The following is an 18,350-nucleotide window of genomic DNA, read 5'->3' as shown; positions in this document are numbered from 1 at the left end:
GAAAAAAATCGTCGACAGTCTGCCGGCCGCGCCTAGAAAGGTCCGTCGGGAGTCAGCAGTGCCACGCCGCCCATGTAGGGACGCAGAACTTCGGGCACCACCACACTGCCGTCAGCCTGCTGGTAGTTTTCCAGTATGGCCACCAGCGTACGGCCCACAGCCAGCCCCGAACCGTTGAGCGTGTGCAGGAACACAGGTTTTTTAGCATCGGCCAGTCTGGTGCGGATATTGGCTCTGCGGGCCTGAAAATCGGTGCAGTTGGAACACGAGGATATCTCGCGGTATTTATCCTGTCCGGGCAGCCACACTTCCAGATCGTATGTTTTTGCCGCAGAAAAGCCCATATCCCCGCTGCACAGGGTGACAACCCTGTAATGCAGGCCCAGCTTCTGCAACAGCACTTCGGCGTGACTGCGCAGTTTTTCCAGCTCTTCAAACGATTTTTCAGGGTGGGCAAACCGCACCATTTCCACTTTGGTGAACTGATGCTGGCGTATGAAGCCTTTGGTATCCTTGCCGTAGCTGCCCGCTTCGGAGCGGAAGCACTGTGTCTGCGCGGTATAGGCTATGGGCAGTTTTTCTTCCGGCACCACTTCGCCGCTGTGCAGGTTTGTCAGCGGTACTTCTGCCGTGGGAATAAGATAGTACTCGGAATCGCGCAGCTTGAAGAGGTCTTCCTCAAACTTGGGCAGTTGTCCGGTGCCGGTCATGGTCTGGGCGTTGACCATGGCGGGAGGGTAGACTTCCATGTACCCGTGTTCGCGGGTGTGCACGTCCAGAAAGAATGCCGTCAGGGCGCGTTCCAGCTTTGCCGCCCAGTGCCACAGCACGGTGAAACGGCTGCCCGTCAGACGGCTGCCGCGTTCAAAATCAAGCCCCAGTGCAGGGCCGATTTCCCAGTGCTCTTTGGGAGTGAAGTCAAAAGAAGGCTTTTCTCCCCATGCATGCAGAAATACGTTGTCGTTTTCGTCTGCTCCGGCGGGAACGCTTTCGTGCGGGATATTGGGCAGAGAAATGAGCCACTGGTGCACTTCGGCTTTTACCGTTTCGGTTTCAGCGTCCAGTGTTTTGATGCGGTCTGACAGAGCGCCCAGTTTTTCGATGAGTGCGTCGGCGTTTTCTCCGGCGCGCTTCATGCGGGCGACATCGCCGGAAGCCTTGTTGCGTTCGCTTTTCAGCGCTTCCACTTCCAGCAGCAGTTCTCTGCGGCGCTGGTCAAGTGCGGTAAACAGGGTGATATCAATGCCCGAATTGCGTTTGGCAAGGGCCTCGGCAACCACTTCGGGATTGTTCTGCAGCAGTTTAAGGTCAAGCATGGGGATTCTCCTTGGGCGAAATGCAGTGGAGGAGAATAGCCCCAAGGCACTGACGGGTCAACCTGCCGCTCAGCAGACGGTAAAACCGTCTGCACGGGTATATGGCCGGCTGTGCAGACCCGGACGGTGCGCCTGCCGGAAGTGTCTGCCGGACGCGTCTGCTAGTTGCCAGTACCCGTGGTATCCGCGTTGGCCCCCAGCGCCTTGCCGTGGTGCTTCAGCAGGTAGTCCAGCAGACGGGGATATTCTTCGTTGCTCACCATCTCAAGCGGGCCTTCGGTGGTGTACAGCCCCACAAATACAGGGTCCATCAGAGAAACAGGGCAGGAATAGGTGTCGCGGGTCATGACCCATACCGTGACGGGAATGCCCTTGTGCATCATGTTGCGCTGAAACGCGGGAAATCCGGCCGGAGTCATGGATACTGAATACCCCAGCGCCAGCATGACGCGCTGAACGCGGCTGGTGGAATCTCCGCCGGCGCTGGCATTGCGCAGCAGCTTTCTGAAGACGGCGGCTTCCGCCGTGGGGGTTTCGTTTACTGTGCTGGTCTTGGCCATGTGTCGCTCCTTATCAACTGCGTCTGTGCGCAGTTTTCATGTGCCGCGGTACTGAAAACCCGTAAAGGGGTCTATGGCCTAGTATCCATATTGTCAGGCTTTTGGCGTATGTCAACGCCGTTTTTGCGGACAGGCTGTGGCTGATGCCGATACTGGTTGTGTATGCAACCAAAAAAAGAGAGTTAGCACGCATGCACCGCACAAAACAAGTGCATGACCACAGGTTTTTTGCGTTGCTTTATTTTTATGCAGTGAATGGTCAACCAGTGCAGGGGATTACCGGATGAAATTTCACAACCGGCGGCACAGCCTGTGTGTCATGTTACGGGTTGCTGCTGCGGGGTGTGGCGATGCAGCTGTAATGCAGGGGCGCGGGAACCGCAGCTGATTTTATCTTGATGCGCATATGGCGGCGCTGTATTCAGAGGATAACAGGGCGTGTGTGAGGCGCCTGCCGCCGATGCAGGTTGTGCGAAATCTTTTATGAAATATCAGGCATGAAAAACGCGAAGCAGTTTATAACATTGTACAACAAGGCCGCGGAAGAGCGTTTTGCGCGGTTTGGTGAATATTATCCCGTGCGGACATGGGACGAACTGTATGCCGACCAGAATCGTATTTATGAAGAGCACCTGAAAGACAAGACGGTTTGCGGGGCGGCAACATCTGCGTATCTCCGGTTGTTGCCGTCTGCGCTGGGCGATTTCGGGCTGTATACGGCGTTTCAGGAGCGTAGTTGTGAAACGCTTAACAACGTGCTGTTTCAGACGGCAAGACGTCAGCTGCTGCTGGGCGGAATAACTGCCGGCGGCACTGACCACTGCAATTTCCTTCTCGACCTTCTGACTGCGTTTTCCTGCAACGACTTTGAAGTGTTTGCACGTTTTTTCCCTGCCTCCCTTCCTTTCGCGGTCTCTCCGTTTTATGTGGCTCCGGCCATGAACATGATCAAGGTGCTGTATTACGGCGAGTCGGTACACTTGCCGGAGGTGCTGGCACAGGCCGACAGTTTTTTGAAAAAGAAGAGTGCGGTCTTTGACACTGCGGTCGTGGGGTACCTCGCGGCGCTTATCAGACGGGATCACAAGGCGGCCGGCGGAGCGCTGGAACAGGCATGCGCCGGATATCAGCGTATGCAGACGGGGTATGTTTTTGGCAAGTATATGAAGTGCTTTGCAAAAGAAGTCCACGGTCTTTACCGTCTGGCAAGGCTGGTGGACAGTGACTTTTTCGAGACGGTCACGCCGCCGGAGCATCCGGCCTTTTGTGCAGAGTTCGAGTGCTGGCAAAAAGAGCATCAGTACCCTGCAGGGCGTTTGTTTTACCGGTATCCTGATGAAATGCACTACATGAACAGGATATTCGCGGCCCCGATTCCCGATGTGGCACTGGTGGTCGGGCGCAGGAAAAATGAGCGTTACAAAGATGTTGATAAATTTCTGGCAGACCTGACAGCGGCGGTGCAACGGGTGCCGTGAACCGGGCACAGGCACATTCCGGCGGCGGGCTTTATTGCGGGCAGCCGTGTGATGCAACGGGGGACGGGCCGCTGTCAGCCGCCATCGGCATCCTGCGGTACCGCTGCTGCTGCGGGCTGGCGGCAGTACACCGCAGGCAGCAAGGCACCTGCGGTCCGGTTCAGATATCGCTTATACTGCGCCTGTTGCGTTTGGTAAGAGCCCGCTTTTTTTTGTCATCCAGTCTTTTGCGTTTCTGGGCGGCCGGAGTTTTCGTTTTTGTTCTGGGCCTTGGGGTGTGCAGCGCATGGGTAAGCAGGGCTGCCAGACGTTGCAGGGCCGTCCTGCGGTTGGCATGCTGACTGCGTCCGTCCGCGCAGGAAACGGCCAGTTCGCCGGCGGACGAAATGCGCGAAGCAAGCCGCGAGGCAATACGTTCCTTTTGCCGCCGGTCAAGGACAGCGGAGTGCAGAACGTTGAAGCGTACGGTGACCCTGCTGGCGGTCACGTTGACATGCTGACCGCCGGGACCTGACCCCCGCGAGGCACTGAACGATATTTCATCTTCGGGGATGACAAGGCTGGTGCCGTCATCCAGCTGTACTTCAAGCATAATGGTATCCTGCATGGCGCTTGTGCCGGTAAGCCCGTGCAGGAAGCGCCGTTATTTTTCCTGATCTCTCAGCGTTTTTTCCACCAGACCGCACAGCGCCTTGCAGACGTCGGGGTCGATATCGATGAATTTGACACCTGTGGTGTATCCCGCGCCGTTGCGGTCAACCCACGCAACTTCTCCGATGGCCTGCAGATATTGCTCGGCGTCGTTTTCATATACCTTGAAAAAGCCGGGAGAATACTTGTTCAGCGTAGGAATGTGAACCTTCAGTTGCAGCTTGTCGCCGGGTTCAAACCGTGCGGGGGACTCAAAGCTTACTCCGCCTCCGCCTATGTCGGCGCAGTTGCTGGTCACCCGCCGCTGGCTGGAGAACGGAAACTGCAGGATGCTGGCCTCTATGGAAAAGCCTTTCGGCAGCCGCGTGAAGCGGCGTTTTTCCTCTTGATGGGTCATATGCTGGCCTCCTTTCTGAATAAACCGGACAGGGGGAGAGTGTGTGCGTACCATAGCAGAGCACGCCCGACCTGACAAACGCCTGCGGATTATAATCAGAAGAATACCGTGTCAGTAGTCATTGACTTGGAAGGATGCGGGATTATAGTTCCCGCAGTTTTCATCCATAGACAACAGCAAGGAGACAAACACAATGAAGATAGCACTTCCCACCCGCGACGGCGTCGTGGATCAGCATTTCGGCCATTGCGAATATTTCACCATCATGACAGTGGACGAAAGCAGGCAGATTGTGGAAGAAGAACGCCTGACCCCTCCTCCCGGCTGCGGCTGCAAATCCAACATTGTTCCTGTTCTGGTTGAAAAGGGCGTTAAGGTGCTGCTGGGCGGCAACATGGGACAGGGCGCCGTGGACAAGCTTGAGTCGCACGGTATTCAGGTGGTGCGCGGCGCACAGGGTGCCGTGCGGGACGTGGCTGCCAGCTGGCTTGAAGGCCGCCTGACAGACAAACAGGAAATTTGCCATGCCCACGGCCACGAAGGCTGCCACGGGCATTAATATAACTTGAAGAACAGGTAGACCGACTATGACACAATGCCATTGCGGCTCCGGCAGAACGTACGAAGAGTGCTGCGGGCCCCTTATTGCCGGAACCAGCCAGGCCGCCACGGCCGAGGCCCTCATGCGTTCCCGTTTCAGCGCGCACTGTGTGGGTGCTTATGAATATCTTGAAGCCACAACGCACCCTGATATCCGTGATGAAGCCTCGGCCGATGAAATCCGGCAGTGGTCGGAACATATGCGCTGGACTGCCCTTACCGTGCTGCGTACCGAAAAAGGCGGCGAAGAGGACAACAGAGGCATTGTGGAGTTTCAGGCGGATTACACCATGCGCGGTGTGCCCCAGACTCTGCGCGAGACGAGCAGCTTTGTGCGGGTGGACGGCCGCTGGCTGTATGAAGACGGTCATGTGCACAGCCAGACCGTGCGCCGTGAAGAGCCCAAGGTGGGCCGCAACGAACCCTGCCCCTGCGGCAGCGGCAAAAAGTACAAGAAGTGCTGCGGCCGCGCCTAGTCCGCAGCGGTTTCAGGCTGTTTTCACGCAGCATCGTCACCTATCCGGGCCGGAGCGCAATACGCTCCGGCCTTTTGCCTTGTCCGGCAGGGGGTGTCCCGCCTGCGCCTGCCGCGGCAGGACATGACAAGCACCGGTAAAAACGTATACACCAGCGGTATGGCAAAAATAACTCCCATCAAGGCCATCAGGCGGTTCTGCATTGCCTGTCAGGGCGGTTCGGCCGCCATGGTGCGCGGCTGTGACGATACGTCGTGCGCGCTGTATGTCTGGCGTCTGGGCGAGGAACAGCCGCAGGCCGGACGTTCGGGCGTGCAGGCCATCCGCTGTCACTGCCTGACATGCAGCGGCGGAGAACGGGCCGAGGTGCGCCGCTGCGCTGCGCGGGAAACCTGCGCACTGTGGTCGTTCAGGTTCGGCTGCAGTCCGGAAACATGGCGCAGAGTGCGCGCCCGCAAAAGAGGGGCGCAGCCGCTGCTTTTGCCGGGTATCAGTCTGGGCGGGCGGTAACGTGTTCCGTTCCGCCATATCTGTCATGCGAGGAAGATTGTTATGCCCGACATTGCGCTGCGCATAGCGGCAGTTCTGTTTCTGGCGGTACTGTTCGTGTCCGGCGGCTGCCTGCATAAAAAGACGGCCATACCCCGCTACGATGCGCACAGTCTGCATGAAGACTATCTGGCACACCGGCAGCATGCCGCCGATCTGGAAGGGCGGGTGGTGAACATAAGCGGTACCGTGACCAGATTGGACCAGTCGTTCATGCGTTCAGTGTATCTGGTGCTGGATGACAGGGTGGTGGTGTATATCCGGCAGGATCAGGTGCACCGTCTGGGAGAGCTTAAAGTGGGCGTGGGCGACCATGTGACATGTGCGGGTATCTTCGGCGGCAGCAGTCTTGTTGCACAGTACACCACGGCTGCCGGCGGCGCTGTGCTGGTGCTGGATAACGCTGAAGTGACAGGTGTTTCCGGTTCGTGGCTGCCGCAGCTGCCGCTGTGGCGCTGAAACGCCGCCCGGGGTTGATCTGCCGCGGGGCGTGCGGTTCACGGCGGCCGCGCTGCCTGTATCCCCGCCTGTGCCCCTGCCTGTGCCGCTGTCTGTGCCGCTGTCTGGCGGCAGAGCCTTGTGTGCCCTTTTTTTTCTGCAAAAAAGCAGACCGTACAATGCGTAAAAGCCGCCGGAATGGTTCCGGCGGCTTTTTTTTTACAGAAAGGCGGACCGCCGGATTATTCCGGCAGGCGGGTGCCCAGAAGACGGGTCATGATGAACACGGATGCGATACCCAGAGGCAGCACCAGCAGCACCGGCAGGCCGAGGCCCGCGGGCAGGTAACCGAACAGCACCGCACAGGCTCCCACGGTAAGGGCATAGACAAGCTGTGTGCGCGTGTGGTCGATGTGGTCGCACGCGGCCCCCATGGAAGACAGAATGGTGGTGTCTGAAATGGGCGAGCAGTGGTCGCCGAAAATGGCCCCCGTAAGCACGGCCCCGATGTTCATGATAAGATAGTTGTGTTCCGGCGTGATGGCCCATGCCAGCGGAATGGCCAGCGGCATGAGTATGCCCATGGTGCCGTAAGACGTACCGGTGGCGAACGAGATGCACGAACCGAGGATGAAGATGATGCTGGGCAGCAGGAAGGGCGGCAACGCATCGGAAAGAACGGTCACCAGATAGCGTGCCGTGCCCAGTTCTTTGATCATGCCGGAAAGCGACCACGCCAGCAGCAGGATGACGGCGGTGATGCTGAGCGACTTGATGCCCTGAACCCATGTGGAAAGAGCTTCTTCCAGCGTGAAGATGCGACGGCTGACCCCCATGGTGATGGCCACAATGCCTGCCAGCAACGCAGCCTGAAAAAGCACCACCGATGCGTCGGAGGCGCCGAAGCAGTCACGCAGCGAGGCAAAGCCCATGGGCGATTCCTTCACGGAAGCAATGAGGGCTGCGTTGTCGCCTGCCATGATGGCGTTGTAACCGTTGAAGTAGAAGCCCAGAAACGCCGCGACGATAAGCACCCCGATGGGGATGATGGCGTTCCAGATGCTCAGCGGGGTGTCCGGGTCCGGCTCAAGGTCGGTTGCCTCGTCGGCAACCATGGGCTTGGCGTTGTCGTCCAGCACCTTGCCGGTGGTGCGCGCACGCTGTTCGGCTTTCAGCATGGGGCCGAATTCGCGCAGCAGCCAGATGCCCGCCACCACAAATACCAGCATGAAAATATTGTAAAAACGGAAAGGCAGCGTTTCCACAAAGGTACCGTAGGCGTTGCCCTGCAGGCCGATGGCGTCGAACCCGTCTTTGATGAGGCCTATTTCGTAGGCCACCCATGTGGATATGAGCGCCATGCCGGCAATGGGGGCGGCAGTGGCATCGATGATGAACGCCAGTTTTTCGCGGGAAACTTTCATTTTGTCGGTGACGGGGCGCATGATGGGGCCCACGGTCAGCGAGTTGGCGTAATCGTCAAAGAAAATGACTATGCCCATGAGAAATGTGGACATCTGTGCGCTTTTGGCATTTCTGGCTTTGCGTGCCAGTGCCTCTGCAATGGCCTTTGCGCCGCCCATGCGCGAAACCAGTGCAATAAGGCCGCCGATGGCCAGCACCTGCAGCACGATGCCCGCGTTCCACGGGTCGGCCAGCGAGGTCAGAATTTCGCCCGACAGACGCAGAAAACCGTCCACTATGCCGGAGTACAGGTCAAAGCCTTTTGCTTCCAGCATGAATGCGCCGGAGAAAACACCGATAAACAGCGAAAGCACCACGTTGCGCGTGATGAAGGCCAGCAGGATGGCCACAACGGGCGGGATAAGCGTCCAGATGCCGAACCGTTCGGCATTGACGGGGCCCAGGCTGGCATCCGCGGCCAGCGCCGGTATGCTGCACAGCAGCAACCCCGCAAGCGACGCCGGAATGCCTGTAAGAAACGAACGCATACTACCCCCTTCACAAGTGTTGTACTGGTCGTTCCGGAAAATGAATAAAAATACAGCGCAGGACAGTAGCGCAGAGACGGTGTGCATGGCAACTGTTTGTGCAAGTACGTACACCGTATATTTAGTGGTACTCTTTAGAACGCCTGTATGCAGAAGGGGTTGGGGCTGCAAAAAAAGTCGTCCGCTGCAGCTCCCCCTGAAGATGGCGGACACAGAAAAAGCCGCTTCATGCATGAAGCGGCTTTGGTGTTGATATCAGGTGCGGCGGCTGCCTGCGGATGCATGCAGGCAGAAGCGCGTCCGTTACCGTCCGCGCTGAGGCGGGGCGGTATTTCTGCGCTGCGGCACCGCTGCGGCGGATGTCTGCCGTCAGGTGCCTGCCTACAGGTCGAAAAGGCCTGCGCCGGTGATGACCACCGAATCCACGGGAACATCATCGTGCTCACCCATGGGTTTGGTTTTCAGCTTGCCTATGGCATCAACCACGTCCATGCCTTCAACCACGGCACCGAAAACGCAGTAGCCGAATCCGGCATCGGAATCGTCCTGATGGTCAAGGTCGGGGTTGTCCACAAGGTTGATGAAAAACTGTGAAGTCGCGCTGTGGGGGGCTGCGGTGCGCGCCATGGCAATGGTGCCGCGGACGTTTTTAAGGCCGTTGCCTGCCTCGTTGGCAATGGGTTCGTGGCCTTTTTTGTCTTCCATGCGCATGGTAACGCCACCGCCCTGAATCATGAAATTTTTAATGACACGGTGGAAGATGGTGTTTTCGTAAAAACCTTCCTCCACATAGCGCAGAAAGTTTTTCACGGTTTCAGGGGCCTTGTCGGCATAGAGTTCTATCAGCATATCGCCGGAAGATGTTTCCAGCAGCACCATGGGATTGCTCATGTGCGTTCCTTCCTTGAATGATGGGAGTAATATCCGCCGTGTTTGCCCCGCCTGCGGGAAAAAGGCAAGCGGCCTTGCACCGTTCTGCCGATGTGGTATGCTGAGCTGTAAATCATGCAACATATTCTTTCAGTTACGAATATAAGCAATGGAGGTCTCCATGAGCGAAAATGATTCTGCACAGAACAGCGAAGAACGCCGGTGGCTTATACCCGAAGAAGGACGCAAGCATCTGGCCGGTGTGTTTGCCGGACTGCCCGGTGAGGTCACTCTGGATGTCTTTACCGACGGCGATGAAAAAAATCAGTACAATGAATACACTGTCCGGTTTGCGCAGGAGCTTGCGGAACTGGCCGATAAAATAGACACCCGCGTGCATGCTCTGGACAGTGCCGAGGCTCAGCGGCTGGGCGTCACGCTGGGACCGAGCACGCTGCTCAATGCCGGTACCTACGCCATACGGTTTACCGGTGCACCGCTGGGAGAAGAAGCCAGAGGGTTCATCGAAGCCATTATGCTTGTTTCCGCCGGTAAGACCGCTGTTTCTGAAAACGTGGGCAGGATTCTTGAACGGCTGGAAGAAAAAAGAACCGTCCGGGTGTTTTCGTCGCCGGGGTGTCCCTACTGCCCCGGGCAGGTGGTGAACGCGGTGAAATGCGTCATTGCCAGCCCTCAGCTGGTCAGTGCCGAGGCAGTCAATTCTGACGAATTTCCCGAGCTTTCACGCAAGTACGGCGTCGGTTCGGTTCCGCATACCAACATCAATGACGAATTTGACGCCGTGGGGCTGATGCCTGAAGAGCGCTTTGCGGTTGAACTGGTAACCATGAAGGACGCTTCCGGCATGGTGCGTGAAGCCGGACAGGATGCGGGCACAGGCGACTACCCCGTGGAAAAGGTTGATCTGGTGATTGTGGGTGCGGGGCCTGCCGGTCTGACGGCCGGTATCTATGCCGAACGCAGCGGTTTGAAAAGCGTGGTGCTGGACAAGGCTGTTGTGGGCGGACAGGTGGCGGTGACACCCGTGGTGGAAAACTATCCCGGCTTTAAAAATGTGGGCGGCATGAATCTGGTGGAGATGCTGGCCGCGCATACCCGTGAATATGCCCATGTGCAGGAGCATGAAGAAATAGAGGAAATCAAGATAGGCCGTAACATAGAGGTGTACACGGCAAGAAACGTGTATCTGGCGCGTGCGCTTGTGTTTGCCACCGGTGCCCAGTGGCGTGAACTGGGCGTGCCGGGAGAGGATACCTACTTCGGCAAGGGGGTTTCGCACTGCGCATCGTGTGACGGTTTCATGTTCAAGGGTAAAAAAGTCATCATTGTGGGCGGCGGCAATACGGCACTGACCGATGCGCTGCATCTGAAAAATCTGGGTGTGGATATCACCGTGGTGCACCGCCGCGACGCCTTCAGGGCGGAACAGCAGCTGCAGGATGCGCTGGAGCGCGAGCAGATTCCCGTGTTGTGGGACACTGTGGTGGAGGAAATTCTGGGCACTGACGGTCTGGTCACCGGTGCCAGACTGAAAAACGTCAAAAGCGGCGATGTGCACGAAGTGGCACTGGACGGGGTGTTCGTGGCCGTGGGACATGTGCCTAATTCCGCTCTGGCTGCCGAACTGGGGGTCACGCTTAATGAAGACGGCACCATAGCGGTGGACCGTGCCATGCGTACCAATATCCCCAGAGTGTACGCTGCCGGTGATGTGACCGGCGGCATACGGCAGATAGTGACAGCCGTGGGCAACGGTGCCACGGCGGCGTTGTCGGCATTTGAAGACCTGCAGTCTTCGCGCTGGAAGAAATAAGTCCGGAGAATTCCTGCGGGCGGCGGCCGGTTTACAGAAAGGCTGCCGCCCGTTTTCCGTGGTGTGTCACACAGCCAGCCGGACAGCGTTTTTTCCGGCGTTTTTTACCGCATACATGGCCTGGTCAGCCTGCCGCAGCAGGGTTCCTGCGGTCAGCCCGTGGTCGGGGTACAGGCTCAGCCCTATGCTGGCTGTCAGCGTACAGACATTTGCATCGCAGCGGTAGGGCGGACGCAGCGCGTCCAGCAGGCTTTCCCCCAGCCGCCGCAGGTCTTCGGTTCCGCCCACATCCCACAACAGCACGGCAAACTCGTCACCGCCCGGTCTGGCCGTTATATCGGTTTCGCGCACGCGTTGCTGCAGTCTGCGTGCCACCTCTTTCAACAGCATGTCTCCTGTGTCGTGGCCGAATCTGTCATTGATCTCCTTGAACCCGTCCAGATCAATGAACGCCACGCCCACCTTGCGCGTACTGCGCTGCGCCTGCGCCAGCAGCCGCTCAAAGGCTTCATCAAAGCCGTAACGGTTCATGAGGCCGGTCAGCTTGTCCGTGGAAGCCTGCGTCCGCAGCTCACGTTCCTGCATCATATGGTGCGTCACGTCAGAGATGACGCCCTCTACGCGTGTCACTTCGCCCTGCATGTCATAAAAGGCCTGACAGTTTATTTCCGCCCAGAAGTGTTCGCCGTTGCGGCGCAGCATCTCGGCACGCTGCGCCGTGAGTTGCTGCCGGTTGCATAAAAGGCCCATCACTTCGTCGTGTGTCTGGCTGCTGACCCACAGCGAGCGGACGGACGGAGCGGTTTCCAGCAGGGTTTCACGGCTTTCGTAACCGAACATGCGCGCAAAAGCGGGGTTGGCTTCCAGCAGGAGACCTTGCGGCGTGCAGGTGAAAATGCCGTCCAGAGCATGCATGAAAATGGTGCGGTACCGTTCTTCCGCCTGCCGCAGGGCCGATTCGGTTTCCTTGCGCGATGTGATGTCAAACGCTGCGCCCACTATGCCCGTGATGGTTCCGTTATCGTCGCATATGCTTTCTTTGTACAGCAGCACCTCAGTGCCGCCTTCTTCCGATTCGACAACGGTTTCATACCGCTGCACGGCGGGGCCTGCCGCTGTCAGCAGCACTGCGTCGGCATCGTTGTATATCTGTGCCATGGCGGGCGAGGCGAAAGCTTCGACCGTACGGTCCACCAGCGCTTCGGCAGGGCGGTTCACAAGCCGGCAGAAGGCGCGGTTCACAATCTTATAGCGGCCCCGGGCATTTTTAAAAAAGAACGGGTTGGGCATGGCATCAATGACCGACTGCAGCATGGCGCCGGTGCGGCGCATTTCCTCTTTGCTGTTGTGTTCGTCCGTCATGTCATAGATAAGCCCGAAGATGCTTTCATTGCGGGAGCTGATGAGCGCGGACGTGATGGCGTGCCGCAGACTGCCTGATTTGTCGCGCAGCAGGATTTTCTGCCTGCTGACCACGCCGTCGCGGCGCAGCTTCTGCATGAGTTCCTGCCGGTTTTGTCCCGACGGGTGCATATCCAGCGGCGTGACGGTGCGCAGAAATTCTTTTTCATCATGCATGCCGTACAGCAGCGCAAGATGCTTGTTGGCTTCGATAAAGCGCGAACCGTCAAGCGTTGAACGGTAGATGCCGATGGCGGCATGGTGCATGAGCGTCCGTATTTCGCGTTCTCTGTCGGCCCATTCGGTTGTTTCTCCCAGCCGCTGGCGGAGCAGTTTTTCCATCTGCGCTGCGCGGCGGGCGGAATTTCTGGCCCGGACCATGCCGGTAACCGCCATACCGGCGGATACGACAACCAGTATGCCCAGCAGCAGCATGTAGGGCCTGCCGCCGTATGTCCATGTGCCGGCCATTACGTCCGCAGTGCGCTGAGCGGCCGGTACCGCGGGCGCGGCTGCCAGCAGGGTCAGGCAGGCAGCGGCGGCCTGTGCCGGAAGTAAAAAGTGGTGTCCGTATATGCTCATGGGGTGCGGCTCCTGTCTTTTGCCGTCATAATAGCACATTTTCCGTGCAGCGCGAATAGCGGCGGGCTGCCCGCGGAGAGCTTTTCAAGCCTGTCCGGTAAGGGTACAAGACCGGCATGATACATGATGATGATAAAGAACGGTTCGTACAGGCGCTGCTGGGCTGGTTTTCCGTGAATATGCGCGATCTGCCGTGGCGCCGCGATTATACTCCGTACCGCGTCTGGGTATCGGAAATAATGCTGCAACAGACACAGATGGAACGGGGCGTGACCTACTTCAACCGCTGGATGGGGCGTTTTCCCGATGTGGCCGCCGTGGCGCGCGCTGCGGAAAACGATGTGCTGAAGGCATGGGAAGGTCTGGGGTATTATTCACGCGCGCGTAATCTGCACAGGGCTGCCCGTCTGATAATGCAGGAGCACGGCGGGGTTTTTCCCTGCCGGTATGAAGATATCAGGGCGTTGCCCGGTGTGGGCGACTACACCGCAGGGGCCATAGCGTCCATTGCATTTCAGCAGGATGCCGTGGCTGTGGACGCCAATGTGGAGCGCGTTTTTTCGCGTCTGTTCGACATTGATACTCCCATAAAGGAAAAGGAAAACGCGGCCTTTGTGCGGCATACGGCGCAGAGCCTGCTGCCCCGCGGCAAGGCCCGCCTGTTCAATCAGGCTCTTATGGAGCTGGGCGCGCTGGTCTGCGGAAAAAAAGCCCGCTGCCCGCTGTGTCCCGTGCAGCAGTGGTGCGAGGCGTTCCGTCTGGGGATTGTGCAGGAACGTCCGGTGCTTACCGCCCGCAAATCCATAGTGCCTATCGAGGTGGCCACCGGCTTTCTGGTGCATCAGGGCAGGATATTTATTCAGAAACGACCGGAAATGGGCGTATGGGCAGGATTCTGGGAGTTCCCCGGCGGTTGCATAGAGCAGGGGGAGACTGCGGAGGAAGCCGTGCGGCGCGAGTTTATGGAAGAGACGGAGTTCGACGTTGTTCCGCGGGAAAAGATAGCCGTGGTGCGTCATGGCTACACCACATACCGCGCCACACTGCATTGTTATCTGCTGGAACTGCGTGGCGGCAGTGATGTGCCCGTACTGCATGCGGCTACGGAAAGCCGCTGGGTGCGTTTTGCCGAGCTGGACGGCTATACGCTGCCTGCGGGGCACCGCAAACTTGTGGATATGATGGCCGGCAGCCTGCAGTGGCAATGGCTGCAGGGCGGCTAGTCCGCAGTGCCCGTTGCGCCGGAGACCCCTGCCGTGCGGGGTGTTTCAGCCTGACCTGAAGTACGGTCAGGGTCAGGCAGGGCGCGTGTCATGTCTATGCGTACCCTGTCACCCGGTTTCAGTGTGTCGTGCATGGCATATACGGTCAGCCCGGTACCGGCCGCATGTACGGTATAGCGCACATGGTGGCCGCCGTAACGTACGGCAAGCACTTTGCCGGGCCCTGCAGGGTCCGGGGCAAGCAGCAGCGCTTCGGGCCGCACGCGTATGCCGGCCGGACCGTGCGGCAGCCCCAGCTGCAGGCAGGCTGCGGCATCCAGCACATTCACGGGTCCCAGAAATTCAGCCACACTGCCGGCAATGGGGGCGTTGTGCAGGTTCTCCGGCGTGTCGTACTGCTCCAGCCTGCCGTTCAGCATCACCCCGATGCGGTCGGACATGGCAAAGGCTTCTTCCAGATCGTGGGTCACACTGATGGTGGTTGTGCCGAAAGTCTTCTGTGTGCTGCGTATGAATTCCGCAGTGGACAGTTTGAGGTTGCGGTCAAGGTTGGCAAACGGTTCGTCTAGCAGCAGCACGGCGGGATTGACCACCATGGCGCGGGCGATGGCGACGCGCTGTTTCTGCCCTGCGGAAAGCTGTACCGGATATCTGCCGGCCAGTTCATGCAGCTGGAAAAAATGCAGCATTTCCTCCACCCGTCTGGCCCGTTCCGGCCGCGGCGTGCGCCGCGCTTTCAGTCCGAAGGCCACATTGTCGTGCACGGTGAGGTTGGGGAAAAGCAGATAGTCCTGAAACACCATGATGGCAGGATGCTCCGGTTCTTTTTCCCAGAGTGCCCTTTTTTTTTGCTGTGCCGGTGCGGGCAGACCCGAAAAAAGCACCTCTCCGGCATGGGGGTGCTCCAGTCCGGCGATGATGCGCAGCAGCGTGGTTTTGCCGACGCCCGAAGGCCCCACAATGGATACTATGTCGCCTGCCTGTGCCGCAAAGCTCACATTGTCCAGCACGGGCCTGTCCGCGTAGCGTATGCTTATTCCCCGTATTTCAATATGCATTCGATGTTTTCCAGATAGGATGTGATGCGGCCGTATGTGAATTCGTTGCGCAGGGTGCGGTCGCCGCGGCTGTACTCATACCATGCCATGAAGCACCACGAAAGTGCCCGCAGCAGAATGGTGCGTTCCAGTACGCGGGTGCGCAGGTGCAGGGCTTCCAGTGCGTCTGCGTCGACGCTGCCGTGCCGTGCCTGCAGATACGCACGCAGAAAGTCCGTGCGGCTCTGCGCATCAAAGGTGAAATCCGTTTTCCAGCGCGTGGTGGTGGGCACCAGAAAATGGCCCAGATCCTGATGACAGCACGAGATAACGGCTTTTTCCCAGTCCACAAGGCACAGGGCTATTCCGGCCTGTTCGTTGCCTCTGCGCGGGTGCTGCGGCGGCAGGACTATGAAGTTGCCGGAATTGACCTCGGTGTTGGTGATGACCTGCGGTTCACCGGCAAACAGCTGTGCCGTGTCGTCCGCCAGACGCAGGACGGTGTCGCGGTAGTTCAGCAGCCGTGTACGGATGTCGCTGCGCGGGTGGTCCGGCTGGCGGTGCAGCAGACCTGTACTTTCCCGCGCGATGTCGCGCACCGGATCAGGCTGCGCGATCATGTCCCCCCGCGGCGGCAGAGGGCAGCCGTGCACCCGGGCGAACAGGCGGGCCGCATCGGCCGCGTGCAGGCGGTAATCAGGCGGTGTGCCCGGAATATATTCCATCAGCATGGCACCCTTGCCGGGGCCGTGTTTCCACGGCAGCGGGTCCAGTGCATAGGGCTGCGGCGTCAGGCCGCTGGAGGCCACATGCCGCAGTACCGAAAATTCGTACTCCGACTGGTTCCGCAATCCCAGCTGGCTGCCGTGGTTGATGCGCAGCACCGCCGCATGTCCGCCGCACTGTACCAGCCAGTTTTCATTGTATTCACCGGCGGCCAGAAAACTGACCTGCCCGGCGCTCACGGGCTGGCTCATCCAGTTTTTTTCTGTCAGATATGCGGCTAAGGTGGCGGCACGGTTCATGCTGGCTCCTTTTTATATGCTTTTTGCAAATGCGCGGCACAGAGTAAGCTAATCGCTGCGTGCTCACAACCTGCCGCGTCCGCGTGCATGCGCCGTCCGGCACATGCCGCCGGTGTAACATCCGCCCATCGGGAGATATATGACTTCAGCACACAGCGCCGCCATGTGGATGCGGTATCCCGCTTTTCTCAGAGAACGTCTGCTGCATGGCAGTGCAGGCAGTCTGCATCTTCTGCAGGCGGCTTCCGACATGCTTTCCGCGCTGGAAACGGCTCCGGTGGCCGACAGAATGTTCTGGTGGCATACCGGACGGGAGCTGCTGCTGGCAGCGTGGGAGGATGACTGTCTGAATATCCGTCTGGGCGGGCAGCTGCTGGAACTGGACGGTCACGCCCGCCGGCAGGAGGGGCGCCCCTGGCTTTCCGGCGCGTTGCGCAGTGCGCTGCAGGCCCTGCAGCAGTCCGGTGCTGTGCCGGAGAATCTGCGTTACTACCAGCGTCTGGCCGCGCAGGGTGATTACGGACGCTGCATGCGCTACCTTGACGGCGAACGTGCAAAGCATGGGGATAACATCTGGTGGGTGCAGCAGGTGTGCGCCGTGGGTGAACTGACCGGCAATGCGGAATGGAGCCTTGAGCATGTGCGCCGGTATGCGGCGACTGCTCCGCAGGCACTGCAGCCGGTGCTTGCCTATGCCGGTGCGGGGCTGTGGCTGTGTGCGGGCCGTGCTGATACCGCGGAAGCCGTGCTGGAGCAGCTGCATGCGCAGGCCGGAGAAGTAACCGCTGCCGGTATGCTGTGCGGTGTGGCCGCAAGGCTCGGGCATATCCGCCAGCTGCAGGGACACAGCCATGAGGCGCTGCGGTTGTGGCAGGATGTGCTGCGTGCGCGTCCTTTTCATGTTTCGCTGGCTCTGCGCGCGCACGCCGTGCGCGGCGGGCTGCATGTGCCCGCCTGCAGCACAGGGCTGGGCAGGGTGGCGGCGCTGCTGTATTCATATAACAAGGCGGCCGATCTGGATGATGCCCTCAGCCATCTGGCGCACAGCGCGCAGCAGCTGCACACCATTGTGGCGCTGGACAACGGCAGCACGGACGGAGCACAGGGCACGGGCGCCGTCATAGACGCGTGGGCGGACAGACTGGGCGACAGAATGCATGCCGTGCATCTGCCGGTGAACATCGGCGCACCGGCCGCCCGCAACTGGCTGATGCATCTGCCGCAGGTCGCGGAGTGTGATTTTGCCGCCTATCTGGACGACGATGCGGCCCTGCCTGCAGACTGGCTGGGGCATATGGCCCGTGCGGTGCAGGTGCGTCCGGCCGCTTCCGTCTGGGGCGGCAAGATAGTGGACGCCGCTGCCCCGTACATCGTGCAGTCCGCTGACCTGCATCTGACCATGGCCGGTTCCGCAGATGATACGCCGGAGCAACGCAGCGCGCTGGCCGGTGAATCGCTGGTCTCGGTGCGGGCGTGTCCGTTCAATGTGTCCGACGTGCACGCGCAGGTAACGGACTGGGGGCAGTTCGACTACATCAGGCCCTGTATTTCCGTCACCGGCTGCTGTCACCTGTTCCGCACCGCCGACCTGCTGGATTCCGGCGATTTTTCGCTTATGTTTTCGCCCACGCAGTATGACGATCTGGAGCATGACCTGCGCATGGCGACACAGGGGCGGCATGCCTGCTATACGGGATTTCTGACGGTGCGGCACATGAAGCGTACCGGCAAGGCGGTCCGCATGAGCGCCGCGCAGTACGGCAACGGGGCGGGCAATAAATACAAACTGCACAATATGTATCCGCCCGATAGCATTGTCCGGCTGCGGCGGGCGGAACTGGATATGCTGGAACGGCATTTGCTTGAAACGCTGGCAGACGCCGGTTAGGTGCCTCTTCCGCTGCGGCGGGGCTGCATCTGGGGCATATTTCATCAAGATTGCCTGCGGGGTGCGGGCGGCG

17 protein-coding genes are annotated in these 18,350 nt (G+C 59.3%); 8 read left to right on the top strand and 9 right to left on the bottom strand.

Annotated elements, in window-relative coordinates; translation table 11 throughout:
• Nucleotides 1–32: 32 nt before the first annotated feature.
• Entirely contained in the window at nt 33–1,316 is a 1,284-nt protein-coding gene (serS, locus tag H586_RS0116070; RefSeq protein WP_011366354.1) for a serine--tRNA ligase, read from the bottom strand.
• Between the two features lie 161 nt (nt 1,317–1,477).
• Complete coding sequence (locus tag H586_RS19620; RefSeq protein ID WP_011366355.1) at nt 1,478–1,876, bottom strand: hypothetical protein; 399 nt, start codon at nt 1,874–1,876, stop codon at nt 1,478–1,480.
• Between the two features lie 497 nt (nt 1,877–2,373).
• Between H586_RS19620 and H586_RS0116055 the strand changes: the two genes are divergently transcribed.
• Complete coding sequence (locus tag H586_RS0116055; RefSeq protein WP_011366356.1) at nt 2,374–3,354, top strand: hypothetical protein; 981 nt, start codon at nt 2,374–2,376, stop codon at nt 3,352–3,354.
• Nucleotides 3,355–3,514: 160 nt separating this feature from the next.
• Here the strand turns inward: H586_RS0116055 and arfB are convergent, their stop codons facing one another.
• A complete protein-coding gene (gene arfB / locus H586_RS0116050) occupies nt 3,515–3,946 on the bottom strand; it encodes an alternative ribosome rescue aminoacyl-tRNA hydrolase ArfB (RefSeq protein WP_011366357.1) in 432 nt (143 codons plus the stop codon).
• A 51-nt stretch (nt 3,947–3,997) separates the two neighbouring features.
• The gene (locus H586_RS0116045; protein WP_011366358.1) at nt 3,998–4,402 is read right to left on the bottom strand and encodes a PilZ domain-containing protein; all 405 of its coding nucleotides are present in this window, start codon (nt 4,400–4,402) and stop codon (nt 3,998–4,000) included.
• Between the two features lie 193 nt (nt 4,403–4,595).
• Here H586_RS0116045 and H586_RS0116040 point away from each other — a divergent pair, with 193 nt between their 5' ends.
• The 4 genes from H586_RS0116040 to H586_RS0116025 all read left to right on the top strand — a co-directional run bounded on the left by H586_RS0116040 (nt 4,596) and on the right by H586_RS0116025 (nt 6,486).
• Complete coding sequence (locus H586_RS0116040) at nt 4,596–4,961, top strand: NifB/NifX family molybdenum-iron cluster-binding protein (protein WP_011366359.1); 366 nt, start codon at nt 4,596–4,598, stop codon at nt 4,959–4,961.
• A 28-nt stretch (nt 4,962–4,989) separates the two neighbouring features.
• Nucleotides 4,990–5,478, top strand: coding sequence for a YchJ family protein (locus H586_RS0116035; protein WP_011366360.1), 489 nt, complete (start codon nt 4,990–4,992; stop codon nt 5,476–5,478).
• A 123-nt stretch (nt 5,479–5,601) separates the two neighbouring features.
• Nucleotides 5,602–5,988 (top strand): hypothetical protein, encoded by a 387-nt coding sequence (locus tag H586_RS0116030; protein ID WP_011366361.1) that lies wholly within the window; start codon nt 5,602–5,604, stop codon nt 5,986–5,988.
• 42 nt (nt 5,989–6,030) lie between these two features.
• Nucleotides 6,031–6,486 carry a hypothetical protein gene (locus H586_RS0116025; protein ID WP_011366362.1) on the top strand — a complete coding sequence of 152 codons (456 nt, stop codon included), beginning with the start codon at nt 6,031–6,033 and terminating at the stop codon, nt 6,484–6,486.
• Nucleotides 6,487–6,707: 221 nt separating this feature from the next.
• On the opposite strand, the gene H586_RS0116015 is transcribed toward H586_RS0116025, so the two are convergent.
• Together H586_RS0116015 and H586_RS0116005 are read right to left on the bottom strand one after the other, a co-directional pair.
• Nucleotides 6,708–8,417, bottom strand: coding sequence for a Na+/H+ antiporter NhaC family protein (locus tag H586_RS0116015; RefSeq protein ID WP_027182532.1), 1,710 nt, complete (start codon nt 8,415–8,417; stop codon nt 6,708–6,710).
• Nucleotides 8,418–8,798: 381 nt separating this feature from the next.
• Nucleotides 8,799–9,308 carry a peptidylprolyl isomerase gene (locus tag H586_RS0116005; protein ID WP_011366364.1) on the bottom strand — a complete coding sequence of 170 codons (510 nt, stop codon included), beginning with the start codon at nt 9,306–9,308 and terminating at the stop codon, nt 8,799–8,801.
• 160 nt (nt 9,309–9,468) lie between these two features.
• On the opposite strand from H586_RS0116005, the gene H586_RS0116000 reads away from it, so the two are divergent.
• A complete protein-coding gene (locus tag H586_RS0116000; RefSeq protein ID WP_081701880.1) occupies nt 9,469–11,121 on the top strand; it encodes an FAD-dependent oxidoreductase in 1,653 nt (550 codons plus the stop codon).
• A gap of 66 nt (nt 11,122–11,187) precedes the next feature.
• Here the strand turns inward: H586_RS0116000 and H586_RS20285 are convergent, their stop codons facing one another.
• Nucleotides 11,188–13,104 carry a sensor domain-containing protein gene (locus H586_RS20285; RefSeq protein ID WP_051364072.1) on the bottom strand — a complete coding sequence of 639 codons (1,917 nt, stop codon included), beginning with the start codon at nt 13,102–13,104 and terminating at the stop codon, nt 11,188–11,190.
• Nucleotides 13,105–13,220: 116 nt separating this feature from the next.
• Between H586_RS20285 and mutY the strand changes: the two genes are divergently transcribed.
• Nucleotides 13,221–14,327: an A/G-specific adenine glycosylase gene (gene mutY / locus H586_RS0115990; protein WP_011366367.1), complete on the top strand. Its 1,107-nt coding sequence runs from the start codon at nt 13,221–13,223 to the stop codon at nt 14,325–14,327.
• Here mutY and H586_RS0115985 read toward each other — a convergent pair.
• Entirely contained in the window at nt 14,324–15,385 is a 1,062-nt protein-coding gene (locus tag H586_RS0115985) for an ABC transporter ATP-binding protein (RefSeq protein ID WP_011366368.1), read from the bottom strand. The two genes, mutY and H586_RS0115985, sit on opposite strands and share 4 nt — an antisense overlap.
• The gene (locus H586_RS0115980) at nt 15,361–16,389 is read right to left on the bottom strand and encodes an aminoglycoside phosphotransferase family protein (protein ID WP_027182579.1); all 1,029 of its coding nucleotides are present in this window, start codon (nt 16,387–16,389) and stop codon (nt 15,361–15,363) included. Before H586_RS0115980 ends, H586_RS0115985 begins: the two co-directional genes overlap by 25 nt.
• Nucleotides 16,390–16,528: 139 nt before the next feature.
• On the opposite strand from H586_RS0115980, the gene H586_RS19610 reads away from it, so the two are divergent.
• On the top strand, nt 16,529–18,277 hold the full coding sequence (locus tag H586_RS19610; RefSeq protein ID WP_034619561.1) for a glycosyltransferase: 1,749 nt from the start codon (nt 16,529–16,531) through the stop codon (nt 18,275–18,277).
• Nucleotides 18,278–18,350: the final 73 nt, after the last annotated feature.

The sequence above is a fragment of the Oleidesulfovibrio alaskensis DSM 16109 genome (assembly GCF_000482745.1).
GTDB lineage: Bacteria > Desulfobacterota > Desulfovibrionia > Desulfovibrionales > Desulfovibrionaceae > Oleidesulfovibrio > Oleidesulfovibrio alaskensis.
This window is presented reverse-complemented; position numbering and strand designations above follow the sequence as displayed.

What these genes read in the sequence shown, in the direction of transcription:
- serS (WP_011366354.1), bottom strand. Translation starts at nt 1,316, where the DNA reads ATGCTTGACCTTAAACTGCTGCAGAACAATCCCGAAGTGGTTGCCGAG.
- H586_RS19620 (WP_011366355.1), bottom strand. Translation starts at nt 1,876, where the DNA reads ATGGCCAAGACCAGCACAGTAAACGAAACCCCCACGGCGGAAGCCGCC.
- H586_RS0116055 (WP_011366356.1), top strand. Translation starts at nt 2,374, where the DNA reads ATGAAAAACGCGAAGCAGTTTATAACATTGTACAACAAGGCCGCGGAA.
- arfB (WP_011366357.1), bottom strand. Translation starts at nt 3,946, where the DNA reads ATGCTTGAAGTACAGCTGGATGACGGCACCAGCCTTGTCATCCCCGAA.
- H586_RS0116045 (WP_011366358.1), bottom strand. Translation starts at nt 4,402, where the DNA reads ATGACCCATCAAGAGGAAAAACGCCGCTTCACGCGGCTGCCGAAAGGC.
- H586_RS0116040 (WP_011366359.1), top strand. Translation starts at nt 4,596, where the DNA reads ATGAAGATAGCACTTCCCACCCGCGACGGCGTCGTGGATCAGCATTTC.
- H586_RS0116035 (WP_011366360.1), top strand. Translation starts at nt 4,990, where the DNA reads ATGACACAATGCCATTGCGGCTCCGGCAGAACGTACGAAGAGTGCTGC.
- H586_RS0116030 (WP_011366361.1), top strand. Translation starts at nt 5,602, where the DNA reads ATGACAAGCACCGGTAAAAACGTATACACCAGCGGTATGGCAAAAATA.
- H586_RS0116025 (WP_011366362.1), top strand. Translation starts at nt 6,031, where the DNA reads ATGCCCGACATTGCGCTGCGCATAGCGGCAGTTCTGTTTCTGGCGGTA.
- H586_RS0116015 (WP_027182532.1), bottom strand. Translation starts at nt 8,417, where the DNA reads ATGCGTTCGTTTCTTACAGGCATTCCGGCGTCGCTTGCGGGGTTGCTG.
- H586_RS0116005 (WP_011366364.1), bottom strand. Translation starts at nt 9,308, where the DNA reads ATGAGCAATCCCATGGTGCTGCTGGAAACATCTTCCGGCGATATGCTG.
- H586_RS0116000 (WP_081701880.1), top strand. Translation starts at nt 9,469, where the DNA reads ATGAGCGAAAATGATTCTGCACAGAACAGCGAAGAACGCCGGTGGCTT.
- H586_RS20285 (WP_051364072.1), bottom strand. Translation starts at nt 13,104, where the DNA reads ATGAGCATATACGGACACCACTTTTTACTTCCGGCACAGGCCGCCGCT.
- mutY (WP_011366367.1), top strand. Translation starts at nt 13,221, where the DNA reads ATGATACATGATGATGATAAAGAACGGTTCGTACAGGCGCTGCTGGGC.
- H586_RS0115985 (WP_011366368.1), bottom strand. Translation starts at nt 15,385, where the DNA reads ATGCATATTGAAATACGGGGAATAAGCATACGCTACGCGGACAGGCCC.
- H586_RS0115980 (WP_027182579.1), bottom strand. Translation starts at nt 16,389, where the DNA reads ATGAACCGTGCCGCCACCTTAGCCGCATATCTGACAGAAAAAAACTGG.
- H586_RS19610 (WP_034619561.1), top strand. Translation starts at nt 16,529, where the DNA reads ATGACTTCAGCACACAGCGCCGCCATGTGGATGCGGTATCCCGCTTTT.